The organism is Ktedonobacter robiniae (genome assembly GCF_016587375.1).
In the GTDB taxonomy this organism is placed as follows: domain Bacteria; phylum Chloroflexota; class Ktedonobacteria; order Ktedonobacterales; family Ktedonobacteraceae; genus Ktedonobacter; species Ktedonobacter robiniae.
On record NZ_BNJG01000003.1, the window covers coordinates 1,106,504 to 1,129,996 of the forward strand.

A 23,493-nucleotide genomic window follows, 5' to 3' on the forward strand; every position below is an offset into this window, starting at 1 on the left:
TCAGGCAGAGGAGACATCGATGTGCTCTTATTATTCAACACAAGGAATTGGAGGGATTCATGACGCTACATCCATTCACCGCAGATACCCTCTTTGCACTCTCGCAACCAACCACATGGGTACCTTTGCATCTCTCTCCTGATGGGAACCAGCTCCTCGTGAGTGTACAGCACCAGAAACGCCAAGGTAAAAGCATAGGACACGAAAGTTATACTGACACTGGTATTCCACGACCAATGGTCAACAGTCGCGTCCTCCTCGTCGATACAACGACAGGAGCTGTTGATGAACCATTTCCTGATGGGACAAGTTGGGGAGCGCAATGGTCGCCAGATGGAAGCGCGATAGCGGCATATGTCCAGCAAGGCCAGAATCAGGCTTGCTTGAGTATTTGGACACGTGAGACCAGAGTATCTCGACGTTATCCTCATGTGCTGGTTCGCCCTTTCTTTGGCTTTGAGGTGCCTCGTTGGACGCCAGATGGTCAGTCTGTGATGGTGAAGCTCGTTGCTTCACCACCCATTACAGCACCAGAGCCAACCAACACAACCGCTGATGGCGCAAGAGTGACCGTTTTTTCCTTCACCCCTGGCAGTCCATCAACCGGGGCAACCACGCTCCCCGGATGGGCCGATGGCTATCGCTGTGACCTGGGAAAGATTGCTGTAAACACAGGCGAGGTGCAACAACTTGCCGAGAACTGGCACATTCTTGGCTGGAAACCCTCCCCTGATGGTTGCTCTGTTGCCGTGCTTCATTATGTTGAAGCAGAGCCAAAGTTACAACAGTTCTACTTTGATCTGACCTTACTTTCTCTCGATGGGGGTCCCTCACAAGTCATTGCACGCCGTATTCCGCAAGAATATGGCGTCTGCTTCAACTGGTCGCCAGATAGCCGCTGGCTCGCGTACACGACCCAAGAGAGGGGAAAACAAAACCGCGTATTTGTGGTTGCAGCAGATGGGTCTGCTGAGCCTGAAGAACTGAGCGATCCCACCTCTGATATGCAACTGCTGGGAGAGATTGAAGCTCCTCGCTGGAGTTCAGATAGCACACAGATCTACTGTGTAGCAAAACGGGGCTGTTGGGAATGGACCATACGAGATCATGCTCCTAAAGAAGAAATTACACGACGGTACATCACCCTTCACAGCGAGCATAAAGTGATCGGCTGGGTACAATCTCCTACGATGGGCACCATTCACATGACACGCCCCGATCATCTTTGCGTTCTGGCACGCAATCCTCGCACAAAAGAGACTGCGTTCATCGAGATAGAATTATCAAGTGGACATGAACGCATTGTTGCAGAACTATCCCAATATCTTCAGAGTCCTACGTGTGGAGTAGAAATAGCCCACCGTGAGGTATCACAAGGACATGAAGGGTATCTAATAGTAGAAGCAAGTCACCATCCCACCGAGATCTGGCGTTTTCAGTGGAATAAGCAACACCAAGAACAGGTCCTCTCGCTCAATCCTGCTCTCAGCCAGGTCGCGGTGGGAAAGAGTCGTCTGATCGAGTATCGCGCGCTCGATGGTCAACCAGGATTAGCAGCGTTGTTACTCCCGCCAACCTATAGAGAAGGTGAGCGGATACCCATCATCGTCGAAGTTTACGGCGGTGCGATGAATGCAAATCACGTGCACGACTTTGGTATCACTCAGGATGTGATCCATGGGCAGATCCTGGTCAATCAGGGGTATGGACTGCTTACTCCTGATATGCCTTTACAAGGCCATGATCCACTTTCTCAACTTTCGAGACATGTTCTTCCTGCCATTACGCGCCTTATCGACCTGGGAATAGCTGACCCGAAACGCATTGGGCTCATGGGACAGAGCTATGGCGGCTACTCGACATTGGCCCTCTTGACACAAACATCGCTCTTTTCAGCGGCAGTTGCTTGCGCTGGCTCCTACAATCTCGTTGCATCATATTTTACGCTTGGCCGGAATGGTAACGATCAATGGTTGGGGTGGTGTGAGTCAGGACAAGGCCGTATGGGAGGTTCAGTGTGGGAGAAACGACCTGCCTACATCGAAAATTCGCCTCTCTTTTATCTAGACCGTGTAACAACGCCGGTTTTGCTGATTTGTGGAGGACAAGATCCAGGAGCACCTGAGCAAGCCGCAGCAGCATTTATTGGATTACGTAGGCTGAACAAGAGAGTAGAATATCGCTGCTACCAGGATGAAGGCCACTGGTCTGGAACCTGGAGCGAGGCAAATTACCGAGATCTCTGCGAGCGAGTGTTTTCCTGGTTCGACGAGCATCTTGCACTGGACACAGGTATGTGAAAGCCTACAAACGTTTCTCCGTACGTGGGTGTGCTATCGGCAGAAGATTGCCTTTCTCGCGTTGTTGAAGATGATGAAGGGAAATACCCTGGTGGAAGATAGAAGCTTGCTCATGGAGAAGAAATATGAGCAATAGAATGTGAACTGTATTGCTGCTGTTTATCTTCTATTGAGCACGATAGATTGAAAAGGCGAAGAGTAGCGTTTTGAAGGAGATTTTTTGTTATGAAAAGATCGACTGACGTCCTTATTATAGGGGGTGGCATTATTGGCTGCTCTATCACCTATTTTCTGCGCAAGCAAGGTGTAGAGGTGTCCGTCTTAGAAAAAGAACGTCTTGGAGCGCAAGCATCAGGCGCTGCTGTAGGACTTCTTGCACCAATCCGCCCATTGGCACAACTCGATGCTTACAAAGCGTTATTATTGGCTGGTATGAAGCGATTTCCAGTCATTCTCCCTGAGCTCGAAGCAGTGACTGGCATTAATGTGGCATATGAACAGACAGGGACATTACGTCTTTTACCACGTGAAAAAGTATCCCCTACACAAACCTGGGTCAGAGAGTGGCAACAAGCTGGCTTTGATATTCAACTGCTTTCCCAAGAGGAGCTCTATACATATGAGCCTCGGATTCTTCCAGGTGTAGAGGGTGCAGTCAGCATCAAGGATGAAGCTCAGGTGTCACCATCACAACTAGTACAAGTATTCGCACAAGCGGCACGGATATTGGGCGCTCATCTCTATGAACATACGGAAGTTGTTGCGCTGCAACGATCTGACAGCACTTGCTGTGCCACTGGTGTTCGTACAGCAAAGAACGATATCATCTCTTGTGACACACTCATCATTGCAGCGGGAGCCTGGTCAAAAGATATAGGCTCATGGTTAGATATCCCTCTTCCTGTGCATCCTATTCGAGGAGAGCTCATTGCAGTACAACAACTCTCACCTCCCTTACAGCCTATTCTCTTTGATGAAGGTATTTTTGATGAGGATGTTTATTTGGCTCCTAAACCCAATGGTACGATTATCATTGGATCAACCAAGGCACATGTCGGTTTTGACACATCTGTTTCCAGCGGAGGGATCTTACGTTTACTGACGGTCGCAACACAACTTCTTCCAGCTCTTACTACATCTTCTGTTGATCGTATATGGGCGGGTCTACGTCCCAAAACACCTCACTCAAGACCAATCATAGGTCGTGTCCCCCACTGGAAAAATGTCATTGTCGCAAGTGGGCATGGAGGCTTCGGCATCACCTTAAGTATTCTGACAGGAGAGGTGATCGCCGAACTTATTACCACCACCAACACACCAGAGAGTATTCTCCCATTTCTTCCTGATTCTCGTCATCCTCCTTGGTAGACTCACTACTATGGCTGGCTAGCAGAGCTGCCCATCAAGGCTCTCAACGACATCTTTGTGACAACACCAACGAGGTTACCATTATGAACGAATACATTCTCGTCCACACATCAATAGATTCTGAACAGGCAGCCCACCAGCTCGCCGACACCATTGTTTCGCAGCGCCTGGCCGCCTGTGGATGGGTATTGGGGCCCATCACTAGCTCCTACTGGTGGCAGGGCAAACATGAACATGCGCAAGAGTGGATGGTACAATTTAAAACCCGTCAAGCACTCTATGGTGAATTGGAGCAGGCCATCCGCAAGATACACAGCTATGATACCCCTGAAATTGTAGCAACAGCTATTCAAGCAGGCAGTCCAGCATTCCTGGCATGGATTGACCAAGAAACAACCAAATAGGGGCATCGTTTCAACGAACAGCAAGGACAGAAGAGCACCAAGTGCATGCAAGCAAATATTCCCATCTTTCATACACTACTGGTGCTCAGAAGCAACCTGCCAAGTGTGGCCTACTCATGCTTTTCCCTATTGGTTTTGCTCTTATTTTATCATAACCTCTCTGTCTTCTCAGAGAATGTTGATATAGCATGAAAAACACAAGATTTTCACTTATATTAAGAAAGAAAAAGGCGAGAGAAAAGCAGGAAGAGAACTATGTCCTTTATTGCCTTACGGAAAGATACTGGAGAGCGTGTCGATATTACGCGCTATCCCCCAAAAAAAGAAGCACTAAAACACGTTGAATTGCTCTGCCAGGAATGCGCAGGAATTCTTCGTGTTAGAGAAGGTGATGTGAGAGTAGCTCACTTTGCACACCTGCCCGGAGCGCATTGTGAGGCTGCTGGAGAGAGTCAGGAACACAAAAATGGGAAAATATATCTACGAGATCACTTAATAAACATCTTTCCAGAGTATGCTGGAGCCGTGTTCGATTTTGAGTACCGTGTTCCAGAAGTTGACCGTATTATTGATCTTTTGGTCACGCTCCCAGATGGGAGAAGGATTGCCCATGAAGTTCAATTAGCTTCTATCACAACGAAAACATTACAACAAAGGACTGATGATTACGCCGAGGCTGGAATTGCGACGGTGTGGTGGCTGGGGGAAGTGCTCATACGATGACGAATGTAGAGTGGTGTCTTCGGCAATTTGAAGTGGCCTACATTCTTAAGTATAAAGAGAAGATGCCAGTAGCGACACAAGTTATGAGAAGGCCCTCGCCAAAAGTCATTCCACTTATGCAGAAGTCTGTGCGAGAAGAACAAGCGTTGTTGAAAAAGAGGGAAAGACGAGCGCCTCCTTCCCCTTTAGAGAGTCATTTTTCTGTTTGGGATCGATCAGAGAGGGTACGAACAGGTGTTACCAAGGATTTTGACGTTGCTCTCTGGATTCAGTGGCCCTCCCTTATCTGCGAATATACTGAAATTGTTCTTGCTGAAGATGGGCAAGAGGCGATTGAAATACTGATGAGAAAGCATCATGTCATGTACGTTCGCCGTGCAGCAGTACGGGCTGTAGGCGAAGAAAAAATAGACAGATATCATTCTTTATGGTTAACATCGAGGCAGCCTGATGAAACAAGCCACTAGTTTTTCTTCGCGTTCTGTACAAGTGGTGTGTGCAGAGTCTCTTTCCTCAAACTATTGGCTGTCTCTGTCCAAACATATACATCTGTACGCTTCGTGGATGAGTTGATCTTCCATCAGCCATCCTTCTTTCTTATTCTGTTGACTGACGGACAGGTTGCCAGCGAATTATAGGGACATGTAGAGTCCCTGCTGCCCTCTTTTTCGTGGCTTCAGGACGCCGATCATAGCGAGCCGTCGTGGTTGGTGAAGCATGCCCAGCCAACTTTTGAGCCGTCGAAAGATCGACTCCATTATCAAGCAACTCTCCAATAAAATTGCGCCGAAAGTCGTGGGTCGTGAGCCGAAGAATGCCTGCTTTATCCACGCGCTCCAGGAAAATAGCATAAATTCCCTGCTCAGTGAGTCCTTGCAAAGGTGCAGATGGCTGGGCGGGCTCTCCATTCCTTTCCTTATAGGAAGCACCATAGGAAGCACCTTGTGGAGTACTCGTTGCTCTGACCAGGTGCCCTCCTCGTCGTATGCATACAAACAGCAGCTCCCGCTCTCCCATGCATCTGATGCGCTCTCTTCCTCCACAATTGCTGGAGATACTGCCTGCTGATTTCCTCCCGTTCTTGATCTCGCAGGTGCTGGAGGTGGTTGAGAGCGAACCCGTCGTGAATTTGCTGCGCATCTTCCTCCCAGAATTGTTGCATCACACAGAGGCTCTTGAACCTCTACGCATGCAGGTCATCAGCCAGTTCGTGAGCTTTTTCCAGAACTACTACACACGCCAGCAAGAACTGGGTTGATTGGGAACCAAGTCTACCCAACCTTCCAGGCGCACATGACAATTAGCAGCCTGATCTGTTTTCTGCTGCGTCGTCAAATCGTGAACTTCTACTCTGGCTAACCCAAAGAGGGGTCGTGGCAATTCCCAAATTAGTCCGCAAGAAACGAATCGTGGAAAACTTCACCATCTTCGATTTCGATCTGAGCCAGGAAGACATGGCGGCGATCAGGACGCTGGACACCAAAACCAGTAGATTCTTCGACCACCGTCATACTTGCTGCTAATCAGCTCCCAGTTGATGGGCCGCGTCAGAATGGGTTGCAGGTTCTCTTACTCAGCCGGACTGCCCGTTTCTGGCCGATAGAGCTTCTGAGAGGCAATGTTCTTAAGGCGCGGCAGCAAGCGGAAGTCAAGGAGATGGCAGACAGCAAAAGCAGTGACTACCATGTAGCCATGTGAATACTATTGAAGGAGTTGTGACTTTTGTCCTTAACTTCTTCGGAGGCAAGTATCCCACCATTTCACTAACGAGAGAATAGCGACGATGAGCGAATCATCATGGTTCCAGCAAACACTTTTATGGAGTATCTGCCTGTTGGCTGTTTTGGCCCCAGTTCCATCGAACTGACACCCTCACCGTTATGGATTTTGACTGGAAAGCGATTCCAGATGAGCATCTCGGCACCTACTTCCAGGTAACAAAGCCTGTGAGCAGACCAATGTGGAAATATACTTCCCATGATGCTATTCATTGCCAAGCTGTAATCATGGAGGCAGTCAGGTCACGCTAGAGACTCATATGAGAGACACAACAAGCATGGAAAAAGAAACGATGGTCTCAGGTCTCTCAGCCCTCTGTAACACCGACGTCTGAAGTGAGGCCGATCAGGCTGGGAGGATGCAACTTGTTCCCTCGGTTGTTTTATGCTACAGTAGTATCGGTTTACACATTGGGTTTATACGGTAATCGATTTGCTTTGATAGAAAAGAAGAGAATAATGTCAATAACGAGACTCAGTACTTAAAATACTTTAAGTACGCAAGTTTATATGGTACGATATAGCATCAGAAATAAATCTTTATATGATTTTCGGGGGGGGAATAGCACGAAAGGCAAAATTATAGCAATCTTGATTTAAGATGATTACCACAACATTTTTGCCAGTTTCGCCCACCTTACCATAAATGGCTGCGAATCACTCATGCTCAAAAACTGTCGAAGGCTCTGGTTGTTATCGAGATAATACGAGCGCCATCCCCAAAGGTTATTGGCTTGTACCCACCCATAAATGGTAGCTGTGAGATGAAGTTCTTCCATAGGAAGCGGAAACACTTGCTGATAGGCATTGAGGAAGCGCTGACATCGAGAAGGATCAAGGGCAAAAACGTAGTGCAAGGTGCGAAGCAGTTCCCAAGCTCGTGGACCCGAACACGCTTGATCCCAATCAATGAGAGCACTGACCCTTCCGTGCGAAAAGAAAAGATTGGTTTCTTGGAAATCACCATGGAGCGACTGCCACGGTAAAGCATTCAACGCAGAGACATCCACATCCTTGGCCGTAAGAAGATACTGTTTCCGCTCTCGAAGCGCACCAAGCACCTGTTGATCAAGGTCATCAAGGACTTTTCTGATAGAAATGGCTGTTTCAAGCGCTTCAATTTTTGCGAGTGTCTGTTCACGATTCACAACGAGAGATAGTGGTCGAGGAGTGGGCAAATAATATGAAGAAAGGGCCAGGTGAACCTCTGCGAGTGAACGTCCCATCGCCGAAATAATCTCACCCACATCAGACTGATTTGAATTGAGCAGAGCACGTGAAAATTGCTCCCCTTGGGCAAATGGATACAACGCATAGAAATGTCCATCTCGCTCAAGAAATGTCTCGTGATTTGATGAGAAAGGCAAAGGAGCAATAGCAGGAAGATGATGAGACTGTACATAGCGAGCGATAGCATGTTCATTGACAATACGAAATCGTTTCTCTGGAGGATAGCTGTAGATTCGTAGAACGTATTTTGCTTCCCTAGTTATCAGAAGAAATACGTTATGAATGGTGCCACTCAGTGGCTTTTGCACCGAAACTAGAGGCGGAATATTCCATATCGCACAGATCTCATCATGATTGAGCCCCATAAACTCATTTTCAAAAAGCATCTTTTCCTCTGTTTTCCTCAAGAAAACACAATGGCATCAGGATTTTCAGCCTGTAAGAACACTATACTTCAAACATAGGAACACGTATTATGGTGTCAATTCGGCTTATTCACCCGTATTTTTATGTAGGCTCTATCATCATAGGACACATTTCCAGCTGCAACGCCTTTTGTAGAGAGGTATGTGCGAAAGAGGAGAGGATCTTCAGCCAGCAAGTCTTGCAACGCTTGCTCAGAAGATGCTACAGTCTCTTTCAAGACAGGGTAGCCATCTGAAGCCAGAATAATCGTTGTCGTCTCTTCGGGCAAAGAAAGAACACGGATGCCTTCATCTGGGACATGAAAGCCATCAAGGACGGGAAACCAGTACTGGCCTGCTGAAGGGTTGTTCTGGAAGATCATTTGCCGTTCTAGAAGCGGAAGGATAAACACTCGCCCAGTATCCTCCTGACGCAGTTGGTCAAGAGATTTTCCCTGAGCAATCTCTGCCTCTAAAAATAATGAGCGAGCCAGAGATGTGATACGGTCTACCTCTTTGGGATTGACAATGTGTTCCTGATTGAGCAGACACTGACAATCGCCAACCAACCACACCTCTCTGCGAAAAAAGCTCACAGCGATGAAGGATGCGACCGCACGTTGCACTGGATCAGCTTGCATGACATCAACAACCGTATGCTGCTCATATAACTGCTGGAGTGCCATCGTCAATTGATCTACTGCCTGACGCGCAGTTACCTCAGGTGGAAGCGAATCAAAAGCATCTCGTATGACTGTTGCACCAATACGACCCCCTGTGTGACCATCCCACCTTCTCGACGTTTTCGAGGTCGCTCCATCAACAACTGCAACAAAATGAGGGCCAACGTAAACAAGGTCTTCACACTCCTGCTCGATCCCCGTCTTGGCCGCGACAAACTGTTCTTCAACGGTGTATGAGTGAGCAATAGGGTCTGTGGCTTGTTGAAATGAGGAGTACTCTTCCTCTACCATAAACAATTACTTCCTCGTGTGGCATTACTATCAGAATCCGCCGAATCTCCCGCTTCGCGCTGCGCGATAATAGAAAAGACATGCCAGTGTTTGGGCGTACCATCAGCAATCGTCCCGTCTCTCTCATCTTCTCGAAAAACATGCACATCAAGGTCTTGGAGGAAGGCTTTCGCCTGCTGCTGGGTGAGAAAAGTGAAGGGGGTATCGGGAGTATTCCATTCGTCCTTCACGCCAAAAAAGTGACCGGTAAAAACGCCGCCAGGTCGCAGTGCTTCGCGAAGGCGGGCAAAGACTTCGCCAAAGATCGCTGGTTGCTGGAAAGGAAGCGACCACTGTGCTGTTATCAGGTCATACATCGAAGGCTGAAACGCAAAGTGTTCAAACGTCGAATGGACCCAATGAGCCTGCTCTGGCAAAAGTGCGGCAAAATACGGGTAGGCAGCTTCATTTTTATCAACGGCAGTGACATAAAAGCCACGTTCCACCAGAAACGTTGTGTCTCGTCCAGCACCACAGCCAAGATCCAGGGCTTGTTTTCCGGGTGGAAGCAGTGCAATAGCTTGCCTGAGAAGCGGTGAAGGTGCATCATCTTTGGTGCGCTCATAAAAAGAGTTGATGGGAGACATCTCTTATCCTCCACCCAGATCATCTACCCTAGCTTTCTCCAAACGAAAGAGCAATACTTCATGATCTGCTCCTTTGGAGAAATAATACTCTGGAACAAGCCCCTCGCAACACATTCCGACCTTGGTCAGTACACGCACAGAAGCCTGGTTTTCTTTCCAGCAGCGTGCCTCTACACACAATGACGGTGTCTGCTCAAAGCAGTAGGAAAGCACAGTTTGTAGTGCCTCCGTCATATATCCCTTTCCCCAGGTATTTCTGGATAACATATACGTGATCTGTGCACGCTGAGTCTCATTTCCTAGATGTTTGAGAAAAATGCGCCCAATGAGCCGGTACTGATCAAGCTGCTCGATGCCCCAACAAATCAGTTGCCCCTGGCACTGCTTGCGCAAAAGGGCTCGGACATAGGCTTGACAAGCGGCAAGGGTAGAAAAAGGCGTCAGGTTGAAGTAACGCAATGTTTCGGGATCAGCCATGATTTCGTAGAGCGTTGGTGCATCCTCTACCACAAGAGGCCGCAGGTGAAGCCGCGCTGTCGTGAAAGAAACTGGCTGAGGAAGCCTCTTATACATCGCTATGACATCCTTTCAAACAATGGTATGTATTTACGACCGGGCGTTTATCTATCACGATACTTCTGCTAGCTTCGGTCAAAAAACTCTTCTCTCGAGGTGGGATCTGGTTTGTGTTCAAGGCAAATGGCTGTCAGATAGGGATCAGCCTGAGCAACCAATTGATTGGCTTCCCAGGCTAGTAGACGATAATTGATGTGACCACCTGGCCGGATGCGTTGGTTTGTCATGTAAAGGACTTGCTTGGGATCACCATGGAGCCACAAATCCATGTGATGGGCTAGTGGGAACAAATTCAGCATAAAATCATATGAGAGTGTATCTTGATACGTTTGCCATATCCGTTCGAGAAAATTGCGAAGTGCCTGGTAATACTGAAGCAGGTCTTGCTCAAAGGCATCTCTTTGAGGTGCGAAGGCAGCAATCTCTGTGAGGTAGAGGGGCAAACCAAATCCCTTCGCGAGGAGGTCATCGACGGTCTGCTTTGTCATTGGCCCAAAAAGGAGAGGCAGAGGGAGAAAACGCCCCCAGGCACGGTGCCGATTAAAATCCCGCACCTCCCCAGGCAGCATCGCAGCGCAAGCGTCAGGCGTGTGGTACGCGCGAAGCTAGGCAGTTCCTGGTAGTGAGAATGTCGTGAGAAGAGCAGCGAACTTAGCGCATGCTTTTTCTCCAAAGGTTGCATGTGAATCCACTGGAGGAGTTGCTCCTGCTCCAGGCTCGGCCAGAGCAAGAGCAGATACTGCGCGAGCAAACGTTCTCCTTCAGTTGCGTCTGGATGAAGAAGGCGAACGTATTGTGCTTTCAACATGGGATCTTCTGTGATGACAGAAACTTCTTTGAAGAGATCGGTCTGTGTCTCAATATACTGCTTTAACGCCCGAAGATTCTGGTTGATAAGATCAAGAGGCTGAGTATGACGAAGAAGGCTAGGAGCCTCAGCTTTGTAAAAATGAGCCTCAATGTCCTTTGGAGGAGCAAGCAAGGTTTCTATCTGAAGCCCGATGCGACGATAGAGACGTCGCGGCGATGCTTTCAGCAGCGCAATGAGCCGTGACCAATCCCGTGCCGAAGACTCAAACGACATCCCGCTCCCTTGCCCAAGCAGTAAAAACGAGCGTGTACAATCAAGCACACGTGATTGAAGGGCTTGCCTTTGCTGTGCATCAGTCTCATCTACAGCAAAATAGGCCGCCAAGGCTGTGTGCAATGCCGCTTGGTGCTTGACAAAGAACGCTTGTGCCATGTACCCGAGCTCCTGATACTCTTTTTCAACCTGCTGAAGCTCTTCTCTGGGGAAGGTCTCAGGCACATACTGATGGATTGGTTGAAGGAGAGCATGGCGAAAAGCCGCTTGGTAACGGGTCGATTTTTCCTGTCCTGAGTTGATGACGCCTTCATGAAAAAGTGCCATGCACAGATGCATGGGAACATGGGCAAAGTCGATGGTTAATCGCGCCATATCTCCAACCGACGCATGTCCGTATCCACGAAACGTCGCTTCAATCTTTTGATCCGGGTCAACGCCTCTTTCTCCCATCTCACTCAGAATTTCCCAGGCCATCTTTGAAGAACGTGAGTGGCGAGCTGCCGCCCAAGCCCGATGGGCAGCTACACGTTTCTCAGGGTTCGCCAGTGTCGTTGAGAGGATGATCCCAGTCTCACGATCTTCAAGGCCCAGAAGCGGCAAGCCAGTAACCTGGATTGGAGAGCTGAACCAGCGATAGGCCCCTTGTTCCCATGCTTTTGCGGGAAGAGATAAGCTGTCTCTATTCAATGTTGCCCCTTTATTTCCAACATGCACAGAAAACTTTTTCGTTTTTTAGACCTGCGTTATTCTTGAAGCTGTTCGCATCATCACCCTTTAGCTAGACTTGCGTACAGCCTGCTCGTACTTGTTGGCAAAGACACGGCTGCCACAATATATTTTTCTTCGACGGAACTCCTCTGGCGATGTATTCTTGTAGCGCTCCCGTATGGCCTCACTTGGCGATGGGCGAACCGACATCACCCACTCTTCTTTGACCTCGGTGTACATGGAATCCTGGCACCACTCAGGTATTTGCAAATTATATTTGTTTGCATGGTACTCAGCCGAGGCTGCAAAGAAGACGGCCCAACGGAGTTGCTCTTCTGTCGCATTTTCTGGTACCACAATAGGTTCATCAATAAGTTCCTGGCGTTTTTCGACAAAGTAGCCATAGAAGTCATTCATGAAGTTGCCCAGTGCCACCCAGGGTGTTATTCCCTCGATGAGCAACTCATAGGCCCTTTTCAAAGTGTAGAGACCAGGCTCGCTCTGGAGTTTTCTTTTTTCTTGCATCTCGATCCTAAAAAGGGATGCCTCATAGGATAAATATATCCTACGATAGCATACTATTACTCAGGTTTTATCCCTTTGTTTTCAGCAGGCTAAGAAAATTTTTGTTTTCAAGAGCTATATTTTTCTATTTAGGTGTAGTAATATCAGATCATGTTGGATTAGATATTACTCTATTTGAAATAGAACATGCAAGAGGAGAAGAATGAAGAACATTTTGTTTGTGACAGGTAATAAGGATAAACTTCGTGAGGTCAGCGAATTAATACCCGCAGTCCAGGGTATTGACGTTGATCTTCCAGAGATTCAAGAGCTTGATGCACACAAGGTCATTGCCGCAAAGCTAGTAGAGGCACAAAAATACCACTCCGGTGCTTTCCTGGTAGAAGACACCTCTCTTTCTCTTAACGGCATGGGTGGCCTGCCAGGACCTCTCGCCAAGTGGTTTGTGCGCTCAATTGGAATCGATGGGGTCTACGCTCTCAGCAAGACATTTGGCGCGAGAGCGACTGCTCGAACTATCGTCGGCTACGCTGACGAAAACAACAATATGCTCTTTTTTGAAGGATCTCTTGGCGGGCTAGTGGTACCACCACGTGGCACAGATGGCTTTGGCTGGGATGCGATCTTTCAGCCAGATGGGCATGAAAAGACCTTTGCCGAAATGTCATTAGAAGAAAAAAGTCAGTGTAGTATGCGAAAAATAGCCATAGAAGGTTTACGGAATTACCTCAGCAAAAGAAATGCAGTAGAAGAGCTATCGCAGATAGACAGTTAAATTGCTTGGTTGAATATGGCCGAGTCAGTCCAACGTATCATCGTTCGCCGTGCCCCTTGCTGGTCAGCATCCCCAAACGACTGAAGAGATCATCAGTTAGCTTGAGGATACGTGACGGAATGGAACCGGCATCCAACCTCTTTGTCTGGGGAGGCAAACGTCAGCAATGGCGCCAACGAGCGCGGCTCCATCGTCTCGGGGAATCTGGTGCTGCGCTCGTCAATGGCTACTCAATTGTGGTTTGACCCTCTAGCGTTTTTCTGGTTAATGGCTCGTTTTATCTTTTCTCCTCTCCTCACACCTTGACGGAAAAGCCTCTCCAACTCCCATGTTGCAAGCAGCCATTGATCAGCACACCTGGTATTATAACCGTTCCGCATCGTCCAGCGTCACTTCACATGTCTTTTTATCCAGCGACCAATTCTGGGGAACATGGAATCGGAGTGGAAACAGAGCAAATGGAAAGACGCGTTCGGCTCAGCTATCTCCACTTTGCTCGTCGATGAGATCAAGGACAATTTCAAGTGCGACGGCCAGCATTTCGCCTGTCTCACGCGGTAAGATCTGTTCCTGTTGCGGTGTGATACGCCTCTGGAAAAGAGGACGCGGAGCGTATGCTCCGGCATGAAAATTTTCAATGCTTGAGCCGTTCCGCCAACACATATTGATGATCCCATTTGCGAGCATGCGAGTCGGATGCGCAAGAACCTTTTGCTGGATCTGTTCAACCCAGTCTGCTTCTCCTCTGGATGCAATAAGCTGAGAACGTTCTTGTGGGGGTGCGAGTGAACGCATGCATTCAGCGAAAATAGCCCATTCGAGGAGACGCTCCCTTTGACGAGGAGGAACGATGATACGCTTGAGAGGCAGCGGAAGCTGTTTGGCTGCTAATACTAAGACAAGATAGTGCTCTTTATCCGAACGGAGAATATTAAGCCATTGCTCTAGCGCTGCTAACGTTTCAATATTGATACGAGCCATCTCAGCATCTGCAATAAGGCTTATACTTTTTTGCTGGTTTGTCATCGGCCACAGTGTTTTGGCTTCATCTGCCAAAACAGCAAAACAGGACCCCCAGCGAAGACACACAGCTAAAATAGCTCTAACTTGTTCACTGAGAGTGAGTTGTGTCGTCGAGGGTCTGGGAGACTGAGCGACAATTGTTTCCAGATAGAGAAGAATTTGGTCAAACAATGTTTGTTTCGGGGGATAGACCATACGATAGCATGTTCCATCGCCTTCCGTAAGCTCTTCCCACCGCCCAACGTGGAGAGTTAGGTGGGGGTCTACATGAATGACCAATTCATGATTGCGCTTCCCCATCTCTTGCACTCCATCGTTGTAAGAGGCGTTGGGATCGGCTTCATTGGACAGTGAGGCATCTTGAGATCAAAAAGCCTCGCTGTTCCCCTCACCCTCTCCAATAATACGCACCACATTGGTTTCACCTGTATCTTTATCAATATAGCTCAGCTCTGTTGTGCGGAACTCCTGACTGCTCATAATATGAAGTTGCACCAGGACCCGCAGACGCAATTCCATAGCAAGCTCCAGGAGCAAACGTGCGTCTTCTTTTTCCATCACACCAGCAGGAAAGATCAGTTTGGTGAGCCCTGAGAACGTTCGATTAATACTGCGCTGGTCGCGCGCACTCCACTGGTTGACAGGAGCCTCAAACCATTGTTCCCAAAGGGTCCCGTAGTTGTTGATACGGCGTAGTTCCCGATGAAATAATTCACTGGTGTAATCAAGAATAAATCCAACATGCCGGGTAAACATCTCAGGTGTGAGTTTGGGCAGTTCCCAGCCAGGGAGGTAGGCGGCCCAGCGATCGTGAAAAGCCGTGTCATCACTAATGCTGGCTGGCAGTGGCTTGAAGAGATGCTCTGCTAACATTCCATTGCGCGGATCGAATTCAATGTTTCCATTGAATACAAAGCCAGCATCACCATTAACGGGAATCGTCCCTCGATTAACAGATCCATTTTCCATGTAGCTTTTATAGAGATTTTTGTCATCATCGGCATTAAAACTGCTTCCAGCTATTTCATCAAAGCCGACGACATCCGCATGAGTAACGAGACCGGGTTGCGGCGGATTGGTATTGCTCACAAAGAGTTTGGGAACCGTGATTGAGCCCCCTGCCAATAATGATCCATACGGACTAAACTCCGTAAAGCAAAACGATTTGCCCGTTTGCCTCGGTCCTAATTCAATAAGGTGATAATTATTTTCCACCAAAGGAATCATACGCACTAGATAAAGTAACTTGATTCGTTGTGTCATGCGAGGATGTTTGGGCTCATACCCCATAGTTCGTACCAGGACATCAATCCATTGGTCTCGCGTAAAGAGTGCTCTTCCGGCAAGATATTCATCTAGGTCAACATGGCTAATTTGGATCGGGTCGAGCCGCTGAATGACAAATGGATAGGTTCTTTTATTGTATTGAATATCATCATCATAAATGAGCACGAGCTTACACCAGACTCCTGCCAATAATAGTCGCTGGTGTTTTTTGACAATCTCCGGTGAAATATTGACGTTCTGGATGTTGGCTGTTCGCAAACTTGCCCAATACACACCGGCCCTCAATTTCTCATTGAGTTCAACCTGGACAAGATCAATTAGACGGTGTGGCGCATGCTCGCGAATGGCCGCTTTGACCATTTCGGTTTCGTCGCCACGCGGAATGTATCTGGCAATCTCTCCATTCACGAGGCGCAATCCCTCGCGCACTTCGTTATCATCGAACAAGTTGGCGCAATATTTGCCCAACATAAATTCAATCACATACGAGGGCGCCTTGCTTGTCCCACGAATTTCTTGGGTTAAATCCTTGCGAATAACCAGACCGGGAAATGCTTCAAAAAGGAGGTGGTCGAGTTGATTTGGTTTAAATTCTGCTTTTCCAATGGCCATATGTCCTGCTTCTCCTGGCGATGTCGATTGCATTGTAACATCTCTCCTCTCTCCAGTCCATTCTCATGTTTCTTATCTTACCAATCATTCTTTATCTCGACCATCAGAGTGGTTGTGGCATTTGCTATGACCTCTTCCGAATTCAGATCACGTACTTCAATCTTCAGATTAGTATTTCTCTCAAACTCTGATTCTGCTGGTAATTCAGCCAGTTCCATCGGTACGGTCAGCGTATTTCGCTCAGGATCAGGCGTCGCCATAACAGGCTTTGAGCGAAAGAGAATCAGGTTGCGTTCCTGCTCTTTTATACGCACCTCGATCTGCCGCGCAAGAGCTTGCTCAATGGAGAGCTTGCGCACAATCTCCAGCACAATTTTCGGACGCAGGCTGAGAATCTGGTCTATACGCTGAATGATCACGTTCACGTATTTCGCTTTTCCTGGCCACTCGATTTTCAGGCAGGGAACGATCCATTCCTGCAAAGAAGCACCGCCATGAAAGAACCCCAATCCTCCATAGGTGCGGAAGCAGGAAGCGCCACTGGCGACAGCAACCTGCCATTTTTTGCCCGGCACGCTTCCTTTCGGACCATCCAGATGCAGATCTCTGGCATAGGCCAGGGCGCGTCTGGAGGTGTAAGCCGGATCGGGGAGCGGCGGAGACACCTGCTGTTCGTTCGCGCCCGGCCAGTGAATAAAACCGTGGTCAGTGACAAGCACAATCCGTTCCCAGTGTTTTTCGCGCAGGTGCTTGATAGCCCTGAGATACCGCTGCTGGACATCCCTGGTTCCCATCAACTCCAATTCTTCATCGTGGCCCAGCTTGTCAATGATATTGTCAAACACAAAAAGACGGGTATATCCATCGTGTGCGTCAGGAATTTTTCCCTGTTCCATATCTTTGATATTCAACAGCGCTTCAGGAGCGACTTTCCCTTCAGTTCTCAACCACTCCCGACGGTTCTCGGCAATACTGAGATTGAGCGCAGGCTGCTTCTTATGGTAGAGTTGCCACTTGCCGTGATCAATCTCCGCTCGCAGATCGTCTTCACGCACTGGCAGGGCCATGCCCATCCCGAGAGCTGTGACGGTTGGCAGCGCAGTACGCGCTGGCGAAATATGTGCCCGCTCCGCGCCCTCATTCTCGTTGATTGTTTCAAGCAAGGCCATGGCGATATCGTAGCGCATCGCATCGACGACCAGCACGGCAACAGGTCGTTTATCTGCGAGTTGCTTCATGAGCCATTCGCCCTGGCTTGCCAACATAGGTCGGGGACAGCCAGCCTGCTGCCAGATGTTGGTCCACTGGAGCAGATACGGCTCCCAGTGGCTGAGATAGGCAAAGCGCAGCGGGTTAATTAGCTCAATGAGTTCAGCCGTGGCCCGGCTCAGATGGCGCATGACTTCTTCGCCGCTCTGATCGACGCGCCAGCCGGTCTGGACATACCACTCCAGGATTTCTTCAGGCCGCGACCAGGTGGATTGTGGGATCGCGCCGAGTAACTGATTAGCTGCGCGGCTGAGGCGCGCCAATTCGCCCCAGGGAATGATCTGGCTCTCCAGGTCAGATCCTTCGCGTGTAAAACGCTGACTATCGAGCGTATCGCCCCAGAACCCTTTCGCGTGGATTGCCAGCTCGTTTTGCAGCGCGGCCAGCGTTTCCAGCAAGTCACGGCCAGATCGCTTGGCCAGATTGATGCAGGTCTGAGCAAAGAGGGCGCGCTCCGCAGCGTGTGAGAGAAAGGCTTCCTGTCTGCCCACGGTTTCCAGTGTCTCTCGCTGGAGTGACTGGCCGAGCGTCGCCATGCGATCTGCTTGCAGAATACGCAAGGCCAGATCTTTGCTCAGGCGTACGCTGTCTACCCATTTCTCCAGCAATTCGAGCGCGAAGGCGCGCTTATCGCTAGCAAGGAGGTATTCGTGATAGGCAAACTGCGTTGGCGCAATCTTGTGCGCGTGCGTGGTCAGTAAACGAGCCAGGGCATTGATGCGCCAAAGTTCCAGCTTTTGCTCTTCTTTTTGCTTTTCCAGCGCCGAGATCTGTACCGCTTCAGAGAGTACAGGCAGTTCTGGCAGGCCAGCGGCCTCAATGGTATAGTCCAGGATCATCCGATCATCTTCAGGCCGGAGGGGCGCCCCAGCCAACAGTTCGAGCAGGAGCATGAGGTTGGGCGTCAGCCCACCTCCACCCCAATCCGCGGGATCTTGCTGAAAGTAGATGCGATTTTTCGCCATGCGAGCCAGTTCATCATTACTGGTTTTACTACTCTGCGCGCGCCATCCCCACTCTTGGAGCGCATCCCGCAGGGTGGTGCGATAGATGGTTTCGGCGCGCAAGGCCTGCACCCAAAGCCAGCCGAGCTCATGTGGAGGTGCAACCACATGCAGCACAAACGACTGATTCGCACTGAGGAGTTCCTTCAACTTTTTTCGCCAGACCAATCCACCAGGTTTGCCCCAGGTACAATCTTCTGCGGTGAGAGAATACAGGGTGAAGCCCTTCATCCCCGGCGCGCTCGCTGCCATCTGGAGCAGCGGCCCCCAATCGTTGCGCGGGTCGCACCAAACCATCCACTCACCCGGCCTGGTGAGATACTTGCCGATTTCTCTATAGATGCGTTGCTGAAGACTCTCGCTCATAGGAATTCCCTTCTTCTGCGCTATCCCTGGTTTCGTTCTCTGATTGGCCTGTCTGGAAGTCTAGTTGCTTCTGTTCGAGTTTTTGCTGCTCTGCCAAGCGCAGGAGTTCCAATTCATTCCATTGCGGGCTGGGAGGAACCTGCTCGTTCATCCAGCCGCAGCGGGGCAACTTGCCCTCGCGCACCCAGCGCCGCTCATCGGCGCGCCAGCGCGCCCGATCTGCGATGGCCTTGCGGGCATCCTGTGCTTTGAGCACATCGCTTCCCAGGACGCCGGCCAGTTGGAGTGGGGCGATATTCACCCGTACCCCATCGTTGATGTCCACGCGCCATGCCTCTTCCGCGCGCGCCAGCGCGTCCCTGTCAGCAGGGGGAAGGAGGCCATTGCCGGACCAACAATCCAGCGGTTCTTGCGCCAACAATGCGGATAATTCCTCACAGGCAAAGCCTAGCTGCTCAATGGCATAGAGCGTATCTAAAAAAGTCCTCAATTCACGAATGCGTTCGCTTGCGAGAACTGCTGCCAGATACTCTTCATCTCGGAGCGAGGTTTTCGGCCCCTGCTCCTGTGTTGCGGCAGACGCTACCTCGCTCAGCTCAAGCTGCACCGGAGGTTCTGCCTGCCCATTCTGGGAGGAGGTCGGTTGCTGATACTCTGGAAGTTGGAGCGTAATGGGGGCAAGTTGACCAAGTTCAAGCTGAATCAGCGGCTCGAGCAACTCACTTCGCACGCGCGCCAGAGCATTCGTTGAGCAGGCGTGATAATAGACCATACACTCAAAGGCTGGCCGGCGCTGCGGCCCTCCGCGGCTCTTTTTCCCATTGTTTTTCCCCTTGGGAGGAGTGCTAACCAGGTGCCAGACCACTGGGCGAGATTTGAACTGCGAGATATGACGAGGAAAGAAGCGGCGCCGTAGCCACTCATCAATATTAAACCCGGTGAGTTCCTGGAGCAGCGCCTCTGTGTGCTGCGCCCCCAGCACCCCATCCTCCTCGCGCAGCCGCTCGCGCAAGCGATTTCCTAGCGTCCTCTTGCCTGTCCCTCCCAGCAGCGGAACCACTCCGCTGCGCACGGCCCACCCTGGCACTTCTTCCCCGGCCTCGATTTGCTTCGGCCAGCGATGACCCATGATGCGTAAGATCAGCACACTCAAGCGATCTTCCAGCAGTCGCTGCTCCTCTGGCTTGCAGCGCCCCCCTCCGAGCGCAATTTCTCCAGCAGCCAGTAGACACTGATGGGATGGATCTGCATTTTGACACTCAATTCTTCCAGAAAGGTTTCGGTTGGAATGGGAATATGCGCTCCAGATGCCAATCGTTCCTCATCCTCTTCGCCCTCTGCATCCTCATGGTTCTTCTCCTGCTCAACGTTTTTGGCGCCTGGTCCTGCTTCATAGAGAGCGCGCAGATTGGCTTTGATGCGTGCGAGTTCTTTGGTATCTGGATGGATGCGCTCGTGGTTGGCCAAGTAATCGAGGAGTTCCTGCGGCAATGGCGGAATATCGAGATCATCGGGTAACGTGGGTAATGTGTCGTAGCCAACGATGAGGGGATACCAGCCAGCAGGGGTGCCTGTATCCTCAATAATGGTTTGGATTGCCTCGTCAGTTAATTTGTAGGCATAGCATACAAGGGTTTCAATGAAACCCTCTGCACTGTGCAGATAACAGCATATTTTTTGTTGTTCAGTTTCTTCTATCGTGGTTGTGAATGTTCTCTCTATAGAAGAACTTGCAATCAATAGCTTTTTTAGCGATTCTGCGTATCTCCCTAGCCATGAAAAATGCTGATAACTTTCTTCAGGTATAGGGGCTTCCATGAGCGTATTGAGTTCAAATGCTACTTGAGAACTAACAGTTCGAAGAAGAAACGCGAATGTGTGACTTTGCGCAATGACGACAAAAGACGGATTTTCAGTGTAAACTCCTGGTCCCTTATCTCCAATACAACCAGGAATATCGAAACTGCGAAATCCTAATTTTCCTCGACTAATGCGACTATAGGACCATCCAGACTGAAAATACCAGTTAACATTCCTCAGAAAACTTTTGCCAAAAGCTTTTGTTCGAGCTCCTGAAAATCCCCAATCGGTATGATACCAGTTTTGACCAAACCATTTTGTATATCCTCCCCCCTTTGTGTAAGTTGACCATCTAGATGAGGTATAAAGCACTTCCCATGTATAACGTAAAAAGCGGTTATCGTCGGACGTTGTAAGCCCTAACTTACCAATGACTTTACTCTTAAGTTTGGCATTGTTGATAAATATTGATAACAAAGCATCTTTCAAATAATAAGGAATTGTAGCATCTGGTAAGGCCAAAAAGTCTTTTTGTAAAGGAGTGAAGACTATATTACTCTGCTCTATTTGCTGAGTTATCCTCAAAAGCATCGCTGCTTGCTCTTGTGATGGTCTGCGCGCAGTTAATCGATAAGCTTTTAAATAATGTTGTGGTGCTGGTGTTGCATTTCCTAATACAACAAGAAGAGGATTACCAGGAATGTCGATTTCAGAGAAAGCGTATCTTCCTAACTCCGTCAAAGTTTCAATAGAAGTTTCTCTTAAAATGCCTGTAAATTTACCTTTTCTTATGGCATCAGGTAGCGCTTCCGTAGGTATAGCTCTGAAATTTGCATTGCTGCGTAAAAATAACCAGCTATGGGTAGTCACAATTGCAGCACGACCATGAAGTTTACAGAGTTCTAGGCAGCGGAGAACAAAAACCGTACACAAATCACGTTTTCCAGAAGCATAATAATCTTCAGCATATTTTCTTAAATAACTGCTCATGTATGCACTCCCCAGATACGGCGGATTCGTCACTACCACTGCATACTGCCGATCCAACAACTGAAACAGTCGCACTCCCTGCTCCGCTTCGCGCCCAAAGAGCATTTCACTCACATCCTTGACGTTATGGACTTCAGAGTGGAAGCTCTCGATGATGTGCTTGAAAGCCAGCTTTTTCAGTTCCCCTGGCTCTTCTTTGGCCATGGTTGCGATTTGGATGGGCAGTGTCTCATCGTGGAATGAAGAGAAGAGATCTAACTGTATTGCTGGCAGATTTTTTAGTTCCTCAATGGCCCGGTCCAAGTATTCACGGGGGCGCAGCAGGCTGCCCAGAAGTTCCGCCTGCTCCAGGCCGGCAAAAATCTCCTTGATCAGCGAGAGAAAATATTCGTCGTCCGGGTGACGTTTGAGGTGGCGAGCCAGCACGCCTTTATTCAGGTGTGTCGGCGTCGTGGCGAGATTCATAGTCGGACGAAAATCTGGATCATTGCCAGACAGGCGCTGCGCCCGGCGGTCTTCGCGTAGCAGTTCGCATGCTCTTAGATAAAGAGTCAGAGCAGTCAGTTGCGCTGCGCGCGGGTCCAGGTCGATGCCGAAGAGGTGCTGGCTCAGCACGCAATCGACGATTTCGCGCATGCTCCAGGTAGGATATTGCTCGCGATACATCTGGACAAACATATCAAAGGCCGCGCGCAGGAAATGGCCGCTACCCATACAGGGATCGAGCAAGGTCAGGCCATCCAGGGTGAATGCTGGGGCATCCAGCTTTTCCGGCTGGACATAGTACGGCCAGGTCGCGGGCAGTTTGCTCTGCGGAAAGAATTCATGGTAGCTTCGGCCCAGGCTGTTTTGCAGTAGCCACTGGACCATGTATGGTTCGGTGAAAAGCTGCGTTTTTGCCGCCAGCTCGGAGCGGTTGAGCACTTTGCCGCCATTTTTGCATTTGGCGTCAACGTTGGCTTTGCTCTCTTCCTGGTAGAACTGATAGGCCCAGCCGATCGCATCAGGATCAGCAAAAGCCGCATCTGACTCCTCTGGCGAAAAATCGTCCATCTGGCCTCCAACCAGCACGATGCATTGGACCAGCACGCCCGCGCCTGGCCGGAGGGCCGCCGCGGGATCGTCGAGCGCGAACAGGCCGGGCAAGGAAGCCACCAGTTCATTGCAGGTATCCTCGATCACTCCCCACCAGCCATTATCCTCGCCTTCGGCCCGCGCGAGCTGCGTCTCGCGCAAAATAAAGAGCTTTTCTGATGCGCCGCTATAGAGTTCGTCGCCGCGCAGGGTATTATCGATCAACCCACGCACTTCCATTGCGCGCAGGGCCAGCAGGCGATTGATCCAGGTATATGCCGCACGCTCGATGATCTCATCGCGAACCTCCGGGCGTTGTTCCTGGGGCAGATACACGAGTTGAGCCATCACGACCTGGTGGGCATAGGTCTCATGAGGCTGCGCATCTGGCAGCGTTTCGACCGGCTTGATGGTGCCATCGGGTGGAAAGCCCAGGCGCTCCAATTCACGATCCAGATTGCCACGAACCTCGGTCCCCTCAATCACCAAGCGGCTTCCCACCAGTTTCGCGCGCAATTCGCGCACCAGCGTGCGTAGGAGATCTTTTGAACGTTTCTGCATACCTATACTCTCTTCTTCTCAGACTGATT

At 49.7% G+C, this 23,493-nt stretch carries 21 protein-coding genes and 2 pseudogenes; 9 read left to right on the top strand and 14 right to left on the bottom strand.

Going from position 1 to position 23,493, the window contains the following annotated elements:
* Positions 1-59 precede the first annotated feature (59 nt).
* The 5 genes from JMJ04_RS37425 (at position 60) to JMJ04_RS37445 (ending at position 5,262) form a co-directional block, all read left to right on the top strand.
* Positions 60-2,300 carry a S9 family peptidase gene (locus JMJ04_RS37425; protein WP_201375452.1) on the top strand — a complete coding sequence of 747 codons (2,241 nt, stop codon included), beginning with the start codon at positions 60-62 and terminating at the stop codon, positions 2,298-2,300.
* 225 nt (positions 2,301-2,525) lie between these two features.
* On the top strand, positions 2,526-3,668 hold the full coding sequence (gene thiO / locus JMJ04_RS37430) for a glycine oxidase ThiO (protein ID WP_201375453.1): 1,143 nt from the start codon (positions 2,526-2,528) through the stop codon (positions 3,666-3,668).
* Between the two features lie 83 nt (positions 3,669-3,751).
* Positions 3,752-4,072 carry a divalent-cation tolerance protein CutA gene (cutA, locus tag JMJ04_RS37435; RefSeq protein ID WP_201375454.1) on the top strand — a complete coding sequence of 107 codons (321 nt, stop codon included), beginning with the start codon at positions 3,752-3,754 and terminating at the stop codon, positions 4,070-4,072.
* A 255-nt stretch (positions 4,073-4,327) separates the two neighbouring features.
* Positions 4,328-4,795, top strand: coding sequence for a competence protein CoiA (locus JMJ04_RS37440; RefSeq protein ID WP_201375455.1), 468 nt, complete (start codon positions 4,328-4,330; stop codon positions 4,793-4,795).
* Positions 4,792-5,262, top strand: a complete 471-nt coding sequence (locus tag JMJ04_RS37445; RefSeq protein WP_201375456.1) for a hypothetical protein — start codon at positions 4,792-4,794, stop codon at positions 5,260-5,262. Before JMJ04_RS37440 ends, JMJ04_RS37445 begins: the two co-directional genes overlap by 4 nt.
* Positions 5,263-5,392: 130 nt before the next feature.
* Here the strand turns inward: JMJ04_RS37445 and JMJ04_RS37450 are convergent, their stop codons facing one another.
* A complete protein-coding gene (locus tag JMJ04_RS37450; protein ID WP_201375457.1) occupies positions 5,393-5,812 on the bottom strand; it encodes a tyrosine-type recombinase/integrase in 420 nt (139 codons plus the stop codon).
* Between JMJ04_RS37450 and JMJ04_RS37455 the strand changes: the two genes are divergently transcribed.
* Together JMJ04_RS37455 and JMJ04_RS49200 are read left to right on the top strand one after the other, a co-directional pair.
* Positions 5,811-6,053 (top strand): hypothetical protein, encoded by a 243-nt coding sequence (locus JMJ04_RS37455; protein ID WP_201375458.1) that lies wholly within the window; start codon positions 5,811-5,813, stop codon positions 6,051-6,053. The two genes, JMJ04_RS37450 and JMJ04_RS37455, sit on opposite strands and share 2 nt — an antisense overlap.
* Before the next feature lie 85 nt (positions 6,054-6,138).
* Positions 6,139-6,318: pseudogene (locus JMJ04_RS49200) on the top strand (aldo/keto reductase); the annotation flags it as partial.
* Here JMJ04_RS49200 and JMJ04_RS47455 read toward each other — a convergent pair.
* The 8 genes and pseudogenes from JMJ04_RS47455 to JMJ04_RS37495 all read right to left on the bottom strand — a co-directional run.
* Positions 6,302-6,493, bottom strand: a pseudogene (locus JMJ04_RS47455) (Tn3 family transposase); the annotation flags it as partial. The pseudogenes JMJ04_RS49200 and JMJ04_RS47455 sit on opposite strands and share 17 nt — an antisense overlap.
* Positions 6,494-7,178: 685 nt before the next feature.
* A complete protein-coding gene (locus JMJ04_RS37465; RefSeq protein ID WP_201375460.1) occupies positions 7,179-8,189 on the bottom strand; it encodes a phosphotransferase enzyme family protein in 1,011 nt (336 codons plus the stop codon).
* A gap of 95 nt (positions 8,190-8,284) precedes the next feature.
* Positions 8,285-9,181 (bottom strand): hypothetical protein, encoded by an 897-nt coding sequence (locus JMJ04_RS37470; protein WP_201375461.1) that lies wholly within the window; start codon positions 9,179-9,181, stop codon positions 8,285-8,287.
* Complete coding sequence (locus JMJ04_RS37475; protein ID WP_201375462.1) at positions 9,175-9,807, bottom strand: class I SAM-dependent methyltransferase; 633 nt, start codon at positions 9,805-9,807, stop codon at positions 9,175-9,177. The genes JMJ04_RS37470 and JMJ04_RS37475 overlap by 7 nt, the downstream gene beginning before the upstream one ends.
* A 3-nt stretch (positions 9,808-9,810) precedes the next feature.
* Positions 9,811-10,380, bottom strand: coding sequence for a GNAT family N-acetyltransferase (locus JMJ04_RS37480; protein ID WP_201375463.1), 570 nt, complete (start codon positions 10,378-10,380; stop codon positions 9,811-9,813).
* A gap of 68 nt (positions 10,381-10,448) precedes the next feature.
* Positions 10,449-10,871: a hypothetical protein gene (locus JMJ04_RS37485; RefSeq protein WP_201375464.1), complete on the bottom strand. Its 423-nt coding sequence runs from the start codon at positions 10,869-10,871 to the stop codon at positions 10,449-10,451.
* The gene (locus JMJ04_RS37490; RefSeq protein ID WP_201375465.1) at positions 10,868-12,157 is read right to left on the bottom strand and encodes a hypothetical protein; all 1,290 of its coding nucleotides are present in this window, start codon (positions 12,155-12,157) and stop codon (positions 10,868-10,870) included. Before JMJ04_RS37490 ends, JMJ04_RS37485 begins: the two co-directional genes overlap by 4 nt.
* Positions 12,158-12,244: 87 nt before the next feature.
* The gene (locus JMJ04_RS37495) at positions 12,245-12,703 is read right to left on the bottom strand and encodes a hypothetical protein (RefSeq protein WP_201375466.1); all 459 of its coding nucleotides are present in this window, start codon (positions 12,701-12,703) and stop codon (positions 12,245-12,247) included.
* Between the two features lie 202 nt (positions 12,704-12,905).
* Here JMJ04_RS37495 and JMJ04_RS37500 point away from each other — a divergent pair, with 202 nt between their 5' ends.
* Both JMJ04_RS37500 and JMJ04_RS48255 read left to right on the top strand, forming a co-directional pair.
* A complete protein-coding gene (locus tag JMJ04_RS37500) occupies positions 12,906-13,478 on the top strand; it encodes a non-canonical purine NTP pyrophosphatase (protein ID WP_201375467.1) in 573 nt (190 codons plus the stop codon).
* Between the two features lie 119 nt (positions 13,479-13,597).
* The gene (locus JMJ04_RS48255; protein ID WP_268887418.1) at positions 13,598-13,723 is read left to right on the top strand and encodes a hypothetical protein; all 126 of its coding nucleotides are present in this window, start codon (positions 13,598-13,600) and stop codon (positions 13,721-13,723) included.
* A 232-nt stretch (positions 13,724-13,955) separates the two neighbouring features.
* Here the strand turns inward: JMJ04_RS48255 and JMJ04_RS37505 are convergent, their stop codons facing one another.
* The 5 genes from JMJ04_RS37505 to JMJ04_RS37525 form a co-directional block, all read right to left on the bottom strand.
* Positions 13,956-14,801, bottom strand: a complete 846-nt coding sequence (locus JMJ04_RS37505; RefSeq protein WP_201375468.1) for a hypothetical protein — start codon at positions 14,799-14,801, stop codon at positions 13,956-13,958.
* A 66-nt stretch (positions 14,802-14,867) separates the two neighbouring features.
* Complete coding sequence (gene brxL / locus JMJ04_RS37510) at positions 14,868-16,433, bottom strand: BREX system Lon protease-like protein BrxL (protein ID WP_201375469.1); 1,566 nt, start codon at positions 16,431-16,433, stop codon at positions 14,868-14,870.
* A 44-nt stretch (positions 16,434-16,477) separates the two neighbouring features.
* Positions 16,478-19,039 carry a PglZ domain-containing protein gene (locus JMJ04_RS37515; RefSeq protein ID WP_201375470.1) on the bottom strand — a complete coding sequence of 854 codons (2,562 nt, stop codon included), beginning with the start codon at positions 19,037-19,039 and terminating at the stop codon, positions 16,478-16,480.
* Positions 19,008-20,186, bottom strand: a complete 1,179-nt coding sequence (locus JMJ04_RS37520) for a hypothetical protein (RefSeq protein WP_201375471.1) — start codon at positions 20,184-20,186, stop codon at positions 19,008-19,010. Before JMJ04_RS37520 ends, JMJ04_RS37515 begins: the two co-directional genes overlap by 32 nt.
* Positions 20,187-20,188: 2 nt before the next feature.
* Positions 20,189-23,389, bottom strand: a complete 3,201-nt coding sequence (locus tag JMJ04_RS37525; protein WP_201375472.1) for an Eco57I restriction-modification methylase domain-containing protein — start codon at positions 23,387-23,389, stop codon at positions 20,189-20,191.
* Positions 23,390-23,493 lie beyond the last annotated feature (104 nt).

Bases quoted from the DNA above. Each gene is read 5' to 3' on its own strand.
- JMJ04_RS37425 (WP_201375452.1), top strand. From the start codon at position 60: ATGACGCTACATCCATTCACCGCAGATACCCTCTTTGCACTCTCGCAA.
- thiO (WP_201375453.1), top strand. From the start codon at position 2,526: ATGAAAAGATCGACTGACGTCCTTATTATAGGGGGTGGCATTATTGGC.
- cutA (WP_201375454.1), top strand. From the start codon at position 3,752: ATGAACGAATACATTCTCGTCCACACATCAATAGATTCTGAACAGGCA.
- JMJ04_RS37440 (WP_201375455.1), top strand. From the start codon at position 4,328: ATGTCCTTTATTGCCTTACGGAAAGATACTGGAGAGCGTGTCGATATT.
- JMJ04_RS37445 (WP_201375456.1), top strand. From the start codon at position 4,792: ATGACGAATGTAGAGTGGTGTCTTCGGCAATTTGAAGTGGCCTACATT.
- JMJ04_RS37455 (WP_201375458.1), top strand. From the start codon at position 5,811: ATGCATCTGATGCGCTCTCTTCCTCCACAATTGCTGGAGATACTGCCT.
- JMJ04_RS37450 (WP_201375457.1), bottom strand. From the start codon at position 5,812: ATGGGAGAGCGGGAGCTGCTGTTTGTATGCATACGACGAGGAGGGCAC.
- JMJ04_RS37465 (WP_201375460.1), bottom strand. From the start codon at position 8,189: ATGCTTTTTGAAAATGAGTTTATGGGGCTCAATCATGATGAGATCTGT.
- JMJ04_RS37470 (WP_201375461.1), bottom strand. From the start codon at position 9,181: ATGGTAGAGGAAGAGTACTCCTCATTTCAACAAGCCACAGACCCTATT.
- JMJ04_RS37475 (WP_201375462.1), bottom strand. From the start codon at position 9,807: ATGTCTCCCATCAACTCTTTTTATGAGCGCACCAAAGATGATGCACCT.
- JMJ04_RS37480 (WP_201375463.1), bottom strand. From the start codon at position 10,380: ATGTATAAGAGGCTTCCTCAGCCAGTTTCTTTCACGACAGCGCGGCTT.
- JMJ04_RS37485 (WP_201375464.1), bottom strand. From the start codon at position 10,871: ATGACAAAGCAGACCGTCGATGACCTCCTCGCGAAGGGATTTGGTTTG.
- JMJ04_RS37495 (WP_201375466.1), bottom strand. From the start codon at position 12,703: ATGCAAGAAAAAAGAAAACTCCAGAGCGAGCCTGGTCTCTACACTTTG.
- JMJ04_RS37500 (WP_201375467.1), top strand. From the start codon at position 12,906: ATGAAGAACATTTTGTTTGTGACAGGTAATAAGGATAAACTTCGTGAG.
- JMJ04_RS48255 (WP_268887418.1), top strand. From the start codon at position 13,598: ATGGAACCGGCATCCAACCTCTTTGTCTGGGGAGGCAAACGTCAGCAA.
- JMJ04_RS37505 (WP_201375468.1), bottom strand. From the start codon at position 14,801: ATGGGGAAGCGCAATCATGAATTGGTCATTCATGTAGACCCCCACCTA.
- brxL (WP_201375469.1), bottom strand. From the start codon at position 16,433: ATGCAATCGACATCGCCAGGAGAAGCAGGACATATGGCCATTGGAAAA.
- JMJ04_RS37515 (WP_201375470.1), bottom strand. From the start codon at position 19,039: ATGAGCGAGAGTCTTCAGCAACGCATCTATAGAGAAATCGGCAAGTAT.